General features: G+C 42.9%; 8 protein-coding genes. 3 read left to right on the top strand and 5 right to left on the bottom strand.

The window, feature by feature from the left end; genetic code table 11:
- The first annotated feature begins 67 nt into the window (after nt 1-67).
- Nucleotides 68-1585: a glycerol kinase GlpK gene (gene glpK / locus A3775_RS22225; RefSeq protein ID WP_066383249.1), complete on the top strand. Its 1518-nt coding sequence runs from the start codon at nt 68-70 to the stop codon at nt 1583-1585.
- A gap of 128 nt (nt 1586-1713) precedes the next feature.
- Here glpK and A3775_RS22220 read toward each other — a convergent pair whose 3' ends face one another.
- The 5 genes from A3775_RS22220 to A3775_RS22205 all read right to left on the bottom strand — a co-directional run bounded on the left by A3775_RS22220 (nt 1714) and on the right by A3775_RS22205 (nt 7278).
- The gene (locus A3775_RS22220; RefSeq protein ID WP_066383247.1) at nt 1714-2739 is read right to left on the bottom strand and encodes a hypothetical protein; all 1026 of its coding nucleotides are present in this window, start codon (nt 2737-2739) and stop codon (nt 1714-1716) included.
- 11 nt (nt 2740-2750) lie between these two features.
- On the bottom strand, nt 2751-2996 hold the full coding sequence (locus tag A3775_RS25155; RefSeq protein ID WP_082803828.1) for a hypothetical protein: 246 nt from the start codon (nt 2994-2996) through the stop codon (nt 2751-2753).
- Between the two features lie 563 nt (nt 2997-3559).
- Entirely contained in the window at nt 3560-5449 is a 1890-nt protein-coding gene (dnaK, locus tag A3775_RS22215) for a molecular chaperone DnaK (RefSeq protein WP_066383245.1), read from the bottom strand.
- Between the two features lie 104 nt (nt 5450-5553).
- Nucleotides 5554-6021 (bottom strand): Hsp20/alpha crystallin family protein, encoded by a 468-nt coding sequence (locus A3775_RS22210; RefSeq protein ID WP_066383242.1) that lies wholly within the window; start codon nt 6019-6021, stop codon nt 5554-5556.
- A 291-nt stretch (nt 6022-6312) separates the two neighbouring features.
- Nucleotides 6313-7278 (bottom strand): stage II sporulation protein M, encoded by a 966-nt coding sequence (locus A3775_RS22205; RefSeq protein ID WP_066426838.1) that lies wholly within the window; start codon nt 7276-7278, stop codon nt 6313-6315.
- 81 nt (nt 7279-7359) lie between these two features.
- Between A3775_RS22205 and A3775_RS22200 the strand changes: the two genes are divergently transcribed.
- Nucleotides 7360-8208 carry a hypothetical protein gene (locus A3775_RS22200; protein ID WP_066426836.1) on the top strand — a complete coding sequence of 283 codons (849 nt, stop codon included), beginning with the start codon at nt 7360-7362 and terminating at the stop codon, nt 8206-8208.
- A gap of 21 nt (nt 8209-8229) precedes the next feature.
- Nucleotides 8230-9018, top strand: a complete 789-nt coding sequence (locus A3775_RS22195) for an RDD family protein (RefSeq protein WP_066426834.1) — start codon at nt 8230-8232, stop codon at nt 9016-9018.
- Nucleotides 9019-9057 lie beyond the last annotated feature (39 nt).

The following is a 9057-nucleotide window of genomic DNA, read 5'->3' as shown; positions in this document are numbered from 1 at the left end:
GGCGGGTTTCCCGCCGTAGGAAACTTTTCAAGACGAATTTTGAATTTTGAATTCCCCAAAGGGGCTTATGCAGACATTCGGCAACACAACATCATCCGGCTATATCCTCGCCTTAGATTTAGGTACAACAGGAAACCGCGCTTTTATCTTTAACGCCGACGGTAAAATTGTCGGACAGGCTTATAAAGAACTCACACAATATTATCCCCAACCGGGATGGTTAGAACATGACCCGGAAGCAATTTGGCAGGATACTTGCTGGGTGATGCAAGCTGCAATGTCTCAGTCTCAAATCACCCCATCTCAAATTACGGCGATAGGTTTGACTGTACAACGAGAAACTTGTTTACTCTGGGATAAAACCACAGGAAAACCATTACATAATGCTATTGTCTGGCAAGACAGGCGGACTACTCCCCTGTGTCTTCAATTACAAGCACAGGGATATAGTCAGGAAATATACCAACGCACAGGTTTAATTATCGATGCTTATTTTTCTGCAACTAAGCTCAGATGGCTATTAGACAAGATAACAGGCGTTGATTTGAATAATGTTATCGCTGGCACAATTGATACTTGGGTACTATGGAAACTCACGGGGGGAAAAGTCCACGCCACCGACCACAGCAACGCTAGCCGCACCATGTTAATGAATCTCACCACCTGCGAGTGGGATGAGAAATTATTGGATATTTTCCAGATTCCGGCGCATATCTTACCGAAAATTCAACCGAGTTTAGGTGAGTTTGGCGTGACTGATGCTGAGTTATTCGGTGCGGCTATTCCGATCACTGCTATTTTAGGTGATCAGCAAGCCGCTTTGTTTGGTCATGGCTGCGATCGCCCCGGTTTGATGAAATGTACCTACGGCACTGGTAGCTTTTTAGTGGCTCACACTGGGGCGGATATTGTGCGATCGCACAATCAACTGATTTCTACAATCGCCTGTACACAAGCCAATCCAAAAGATAATTTAAATATCGGCTACGCTCTAGAAGGCAGTATGTTTACCAGTGGTGCTTGTATCCAATGGTTGCGGGATGGCATCAAGTTAATCAAAACGGCGGCGGAAACTGAAGCTATGGCGCAGCAAGTAGCAGATAATGGTGGAGTGTACTTTGTCCCAGCATTTAGCGGACTAGGTGCGCCTTATTGGGATATGAACGCCAGAGGCGCATTTTTGGGAATTACGGCTGGTGTGCAACCCCAGCATTTAGTCAGGGCTGTATTAGAAGCGATCGCCTATCAAGTGTTAGAAGTAGTACAGGCTATCAACGCCTCTAGTAGCAGCCCCATGCAGCGTTTAATTGTCGATGGTGGTGCTTGTGAGAACAATTTTCTCATGCAGTTTCAAGCCGATGTCTTAGGCATTCCCGTAGAACGTCCCACCATGCGCGACACAACCGTACAAGGGGCAGCATTTGCAGCAGGTATCGCTAGCGGATTTTGGCATAGTTATACACAACTGGTAAACCAACGAAAAATTGACCGCATATTTCAGCCTGGAGAGGGAAGACATCAAGCCATAGCCAACTTTGCCACTTGGCAAAAAGCCGTTAAACGCTCTCTAGCCTGGGAAGATTAGGGGAAGCAGGGGAAGCAGGGGAGACAAGGAAGACAAGGAAGACAAGGAAGACAAGGGAGACAAGGGAGACAAGGGAGACAAGGGAGAATAATTTTTACCCAGTCCCCAATCCCCAGTCCCCAATCCCCTCACCCTGATTTAGCCGCTAGCTTCAAATCCAAAGTATAAAAGCCTACTTTGTTGGGAATTCTGGCGAATCTGCCTATACGATAACCACGAGACAATTCATTGAGTACCTTACTCTTAACTTCTCGGAAATCGTCATCATTTAATTCTCCATAAAGTCCCGTGATGACTTCCGCCACACCAAAGACTTTCCCTGGATGTTTGTGAAAGAAAGCGGTGAGAGCATCAATCAAAAATTGCCCTTCATAGGCTGGTAACATCGGGATATGATTTCCCTTGGGGATAACCACAGGTTTCTTCTTAGTTTTGCCGGCTTGAGAATACCTATGAGTGCGATTAGAATTTACCAAACTCAAATCTAGGGTATAACAACCGGGTTCGTCAGGAATGCGAAACCAAGCCTGTCTTTCTCTACCTTGTGTGAGGGAAGACTGAACTCTACCTTTAACTACATGGAAAACATCAGGTTCTAACTCACCATAGAGCGATCGCACAATAAAATCTATATGGCAGACAGTACCAATATGTTCTTCCAAGAGTTCAGCGATCGCTTCCATCCGACTCAGAGATTCATACTGGGATAACATGGGAATATCAACGCCTCTGATATCTTCCGGCGTTATCTCTTTGGGATTCGATGAATTGGCGGTTGCAGACTCGTTGACATCTGTCACCCTAGCAGCAGTATCTTCTATTTCCAAAGTTTCTAAGCTTTCGATGTCAGATTGGCTAGACTCTGACACATTCATATCAGCGAAAGCCGCACTATCAGGTGCAGAAAGGGAAGACTCATCTTGAGGAGATGGGCATAATTGCGGCGTGACTTTACTAGCTGTAATCTGGTCTTTGTCATCTGAATCAGAAGCCCAGGTTGATAACAAAGCTTGTACATGATCTAGCTGCGATCGCGCCTGATTATATAAACTTTCGTACTCTTCTACAAGACCAGCATAATAGTCTCTGAGTTCTAACAACGGCGAAAGAAAGTCTTGGGGAGGGGGTTCTAAATGTAATTGAGGATTCATCATCTATTTTCTCATCAACCTAAATCAGTATCACTTGTATAAGACATTGGCCGAGGTTTAGCCTTGTGACTTGGCTGCTGCGATTTTTTCGGTGGTTGGGGCGGGCGACATCTTTCGCAATATAAAGGACGAGGGCCATACGTCTCGCGTTTTGTAGCTTCATTGCACTCTTTACAGACAAAGTGAAAAACGCGAGTGTGAATTACACGTTGATGCGCTCTTACAGTATATTCTCTAACATTAATTACTTTACTGGACATAATCAAGAAGGTGGTATTTCAATCCTATCAATATAGCTATTCAAGCAAACAAACAGGGATCAGTGTGTGTTTAGTTGTCTACTTGATTTTAATCAGCAATTTTGGGCATCACAATCAATGCAAAGTTGGCATAGTATAAACCGGGAGTAGTGAGCGTGGATCTTTTCTTAGCATATAGTTAATTACCAACATTTAGATACTAATTACTTGCGTTTCTTTGGCCTATGGAATAGCAACAGCATAAACAATTCCCTCCTCAGAAACACAAGGAGTAGGCTGTAGGGGTAAGAGGAATAAACTCAAGACTAATGACTTGTTGCTGACGAGTTAAGTCATCACTGTTTTTATATTTCTTTACAAAGATTCATAACAAACCAACTAGAGTGTATATATTGTACTTTTGCTACTCTAGATTTATGCTCATCGCCGGATGCCATCAAAACTGAGAATCGTTAATTAGGTGTAATTAATTTTGTTGAGATAATTAAATACATTAATGCTGAAAAGGCACAAACGAGGAACGCTTGCGCCTTAACTATCTGATTAACAGCACTCACTCACTATTATTTACTTTCCACAAAGTCAGCATCAATTACATCTTCACCGCCACCTTGTTCACCTGGGGTTGTACCGTCGGGAGTTGTTCCTGCGGCTTGGGCGTAAACAGCACTACCAACTTGCATCAGAACTTGTTGTAATTCGTTGGTTAGAGATTTGATTCGCTCAAAGTTATCTTGATTAATCGCCTCTCGTAAATCACTGATTAACCCTTCAACTCGACTGCGATCGCTGGCACTAACTTTATCACCTAAATCTCGCAATTGTTTCTCCGCTTGATATACCAAAGAATCCGCCATGTTCTTAGTATCAATTTGTTCCCGACGTTGGTGGTCTTCGGCGGCGTGGGCTTCTGCATCCCTCACCATCCGTTCCACATCGCGTTTATCCAGCGTAGAAGCCCCGGTAATCGAAATCGACTGCTGTTTGTTCGTTGCCCGGTCTTTCGCCGTCACCGAGAGAATACCGTTAGCATCAATATCAAAAGTCACCTCAATTTGTGGCACACCTCTAGGTGCTGGCGGAATTCCATCTAAACGGAAATTACCCAAACTTTTATTATCTCTAGCTAACTCCCGTTCACCTTGAAGAACATGAATTTCTACGTTTGATTGTCCATCGGCGGCGGTAGAAAAAGTTTCGGATTTCTTCACCGGAATGGTAGTGTTACGTTCAATAATCTTAGTCATCACACCGCCCAGAGTTTCCACACCCAAAGACAACGGTGTAACATCCAACAGTAAAATATCTTTGACTTCACCTGACAGTACACCCGCTTGAATAGCTGCACCAACAGCCACAACTTCATCCGGGTTAACTCCTTGACATGGTTCTTTCCCCGTCATTTGTCGGACTAATGCTTGTACCGCCGGAATGCGCGTTGAACCACCAACTAATACAACTTCATCGAGTTCCGCATGGGAAAGTTTAGCGTCTTGCAATGCTTGTTGTACAGGCTTACGACAACGGTCAAATAAATCGGCACACATCTCCTCAAATTTAGCCCGCGTCAGCGTCATATCTAAATGTTTTGGCCCTTCTTGCGTGGCAGTGATAAACGGGAGATTGATATTAGTTTGCGTCGCACTGGAAAGTTCAATTTTGGCTTTTTCGGCTGCTTCTGTCAGTCGTTGTAGTGCTTGCTTATCTTTCCGCAAGTCTACACCTTCATGACGTTGAAATTCACTCGCTAACCAGTCAACAATCTTTTTATCGAAGTCATCACCACCTAAATGAGTGTCACCACTGGTAGATTTAACTTCAAATACACCGTCGCCTACTTCCAAAATTGAAACGTCAAAAGTTCCACCACCCAAGTCAAACACTAAGATAGTTTCATTTTGCTTTTTATCCAAACCGTAGGCGAGGGCGGCGGCTGTCGGTTCGTTGATGATGCGGAGAACTTCTATACCTGCAATTTTCCCAGCATCTTTAGTAGCCTGGCGTTGAGAGTCATTGAAATATGCCGGGACTGTAATTACAGCTTGGGTGACTTTTTCTCCTAAATATTTGCTGGCATCATCTACCAATTTCCGCAACACTTGGGCAGAAATTTCTTCTGGCGCAAATTGTTTACTAGCTGCGGGACAGTCTAATTTGACATTTCCCTGACTGTCGCGCATGATTCGATAAGAAACTTCTGTGGCTTCATGGGTGACTTCATCAAATTTTCGCCCAATAAAGCGTTTCACAGAATAAAAAGTGTTTTCTGGGTTCATTACAGCTTGCCGTCTGGCAATTTGACCCACCAAGCGTTCACCTGTTTTAGTATATGCCACAACAGAGGGCGTAATTCTTTGTCCCTCTGCATTAGCAATCACGCTTGGTTGTCCCCCTTCCATCACAGCAACGCATGAGTTCGTTGTTCCTAAATCAATGCCAACTACTTTTGCCATAAGAATTTCCTCTCTTTAGGGTGTAGGTGCAGAACAACTGTTAACTATTGACTTGTAGAGACGTTGCATGCAACGTCTCTACATATATGCCTAACTCCCTGAAATTATCCGAGATTAACTTTTACAACTTTTTGTTTTTCTGATTCGGCTTTCGGCATCGTTAGACGAAGAATGCCGTTTTTGTATTCAGCTTGTACTTTGTCGTTTTGAATTTGATAAGGCAAAGGTATTTCTCTGTAGAATCTACCATACCGGAATTCAGAACGAGTCATACCAGCTTCTTCAGTTTTGGTTTCGGTTTTGCGTTCACCGCTAATCGCTATCGATTCGGGTGTGGCTTCTACATTAATATCTTTGGATTCTAAACCAGGTACTTCTAGTCTCAAATGAATCGCATCATCTGTTTCTTCGAGTTCAGCCGCCGGCATGAATGTCAATCCACCTCTTTCACCGCCATCTGTGGGCATTAACCTTTCAATCAGACGATTCATTTGCCGTTGTAAAGTATCAATTTCCCGGAATGGTTCTAAGCGTTCAATATCTCGGAATGGTTCCCAACGAATCAGTGCCATAATATCACCTCAAAATGCACTATTTTGGTTTGGAAAGCCTAATTTCAAGCTTTTTAGTTGACAGGTGGTCAGTATATTTGTTTGATTAATCTTGGTTGCGAACAGCTTTATCTCAAGCTTCCTTACTAACACACTAGAACACTGTAAAATAGCTGTGGGTTCGGTTTGATGAACCATTGCGATCGCAATAACCGTACAGACAAAATTCCCAAGACAAAATTCGTCTTGAAAAGTTTCCTACGGCGGGAAACCCGCCTACAGAACTTTTCGCAAAATTCAAAGTTCAAAAATCTACCCGTTGACTGATGTATGTTTGCGGCTACAGTACATCACTAAAATTATGAATAATCCTAAACCAAATAAATACTTTAATGGGTTGGGTACGATAGGATTAGGTGAGAAAAAACCCTCAATTATCCCAGCAATTACTAACAGTGGTACAATGCCAAATAGTAACTTTACTGCTTGTGAACCATAATATTTTAAGGCAGCTTGGCGGCGATATTTACCGGGAAATAAAATGGCTTTGGCTAATAAAAAACCAGCCCCACCAGCAAAAAAGATAGCGGGTAATTCTAAAGCACCGTGGGGAAAGACAAAAGCCCAAAAAGGATAAGCTAAATTATTTTGACCTACCAAGGTAGCGATCGCACCAATTAATAAGCCATTAAATACCATAATATAAGTCGTAAAGACTCCGGCGGTAATTCCTCCAGCCACCGCACCAAAGGAAACCCGGATATTGTTAATCATAATGCCGCTAGATGCTAAAGGTTCAATCCCCACAATCGAACCCATCCACAATTTATGTTCATCTCGTACTTGTGAAATTAAGCTTTCTGGAACTATCAGCGACATAAATGCCGGATCTCGCCACGCATACCACCAAGCAACTATCAATCCGAAGCAAAACAAACCTGTAGCTGTAGCTGTATATGGGAATGTTCGCTGTATTACCTCTGGTAATCCCCAACGGTAAAACTCTACCACAGCTTGCCATTCCTGTCGTCGCGAACCTTGGTAAATTTGCGTGTAAGCGCGAGTTGTCAATAATTGTAAATTTTGTATCAAAATATTACCAACTTGTTGCGTGCGGGCGCGGGCTAAATCTGCGGCTACGGAACGGTATAAACTAGCTAATTCGCTAATTTCCCCAGCTTTGAGCGACTTTAAGCCTTTTGTTTCTGCTTGCCTTAACAAAGCTTCTAAACGCTGCCAGTTTGGTTCTCGCCGTGCAATCCAACGTTGAATATTCATAAAATTTGGGCATATTAGCAATTAACTTACCTTAAGATAGCCTCAAATTAATACCCGTAATTTCAAGGAAAGTTCTACCTTATGGCAGGAAATATTGATTCTCCTATACAACCCCTGAGTGTAGGCAACGTTGTCAGTGCTGGCATCCGATTGTATCGTTCTCATCTCAAGGACTATTTTTTACTCGCACTTCAAGCTTACCTCTGGCTGCTAGTTCCTGTGTATGGATGGGCTAAGTTTTATGCTCTCACATCCCTAATTTCCCGCTTGGCTTTTGGTGACTTGGTGAATCAACCAGAAAGCATCTCATCGGGTAAAAGTTTCGTCAACTCCCGCTTGTGGCAGTTTTTGCTGGCGATGCTGTTACTGTTTCTTGTGGGGATAGGAATTGGTATTGGTGTAGTCATTGTATTTAGCATCCTAGGGGTGTTAGCAGGGCTGCTAGTCGGTGGAGTGGTTCAGCAAGGAAATCCAGCTACTTTTGTAGTGTTGGGACTGGTTGCTTTTGTTGTGGGAATTGTGACGTTATTAGCCGTTTTGTGGCTAATCACAAGATTTTACTTAGTAGATTTACCCTTGGCTGTGGAAGATAACGTTGATGGTGCATCAGCTATCAGTCGTAGTTGGGAATTAACTCAGGGTTACGTTTGGCGGATACTGTTAATTTCCTTTGTCGCCTTTTTAATTACTATTCCCCTGCAAATTGTGGTGCAGATTCTCACGAGAGTTATACAGCTTGCTTTCTTACCGTTGATACAAGAAGGAGCTAGTATATATCTTTTGTTTTATTTTGTATTAATCTTAGCTATCAGTTTTAGTAGTGGTGCTGTGATTGTACCATTTTGGCAAACTATCAAAGCGGTGATTTACTACGACTTACGCAGTCGCCGGGAAGGGTTAGGCTTACAACTACGCGATCGCGAAATTTAACCACCAGCATAGATTGAGATTATGCACCTGTTTAACCGTGTTAAATACCGCACACCCGAAAGTGTAGAGTTAGAATTTACCCTGGCTGGTATTGGTAATCGTGCTTGGGCTTTATTGATAGATTATTTAGCATTAGCTGCTATTTTAATCCTGTTCTTAATTGCCTGGATTATCATTGCTGGTCAATTATCTGATTTTTGGCAACAAATCTTTGGCTCTACAGTTGGTTTATGGTTAATAGCAATTACATTTATTGTCAGCTTCGTCATTTATGCTGGCTATTTTGTATTTTTTGAAACCTTATGGCAAGGTCAAACCCCTGGTAAACGAGCCGCAAAAATTCGCGTAGTTCGTGACGATGGTAGACCAATAGGAATGCAACAAGCAACCCTCCGGGCTTTATTACGGCCATTTGACGAATTTCTGTTTATTGGAGCTTTTTTAATCCTGTTTAGCCCCCAAGAAAAACGCCTTGGCGATTTAGTCGCTGGTACAATTGTCATTCAAGCCGAAACACCCAGTACATCCGAGACTGTAAGCATTTCTGAGCAAGCTAAGTCATTCTATGAAGAATTGCTCCAAATTACCGACCTATCAATATTATTGCCTGATGATTTTGCTGTAATTCGTGAGTATTTAAAACGACGCAGTGCAATGGCAACAAAAGCCAGAAATGCACTAGCTTTGAAATTATCCCAACAACTTCAAGCCATTCTCAAAATCGAAACTTTACCAGCACATATTTCTCCCGATGTGCTTTTAGAAGCCGTTTACCTAGCATATCAAAATCGCGATTGGGGAGGGAGATGAGGGAGATGAGGGAGCAGGGGAGCGGAGGGAGATGAGGAG

Source organism: Anabaena sp. 4-3 (assembly GCF_001597745.1).
Classification (GTDB): Bacteria; Cyanobacteriota; Cyanobacteriia; order Cyanobacteriales; family Nostocaceae; genus Trichormus.
This window is presented reverse-complemented; position numbering and strand designations above follow the sequence as displayed.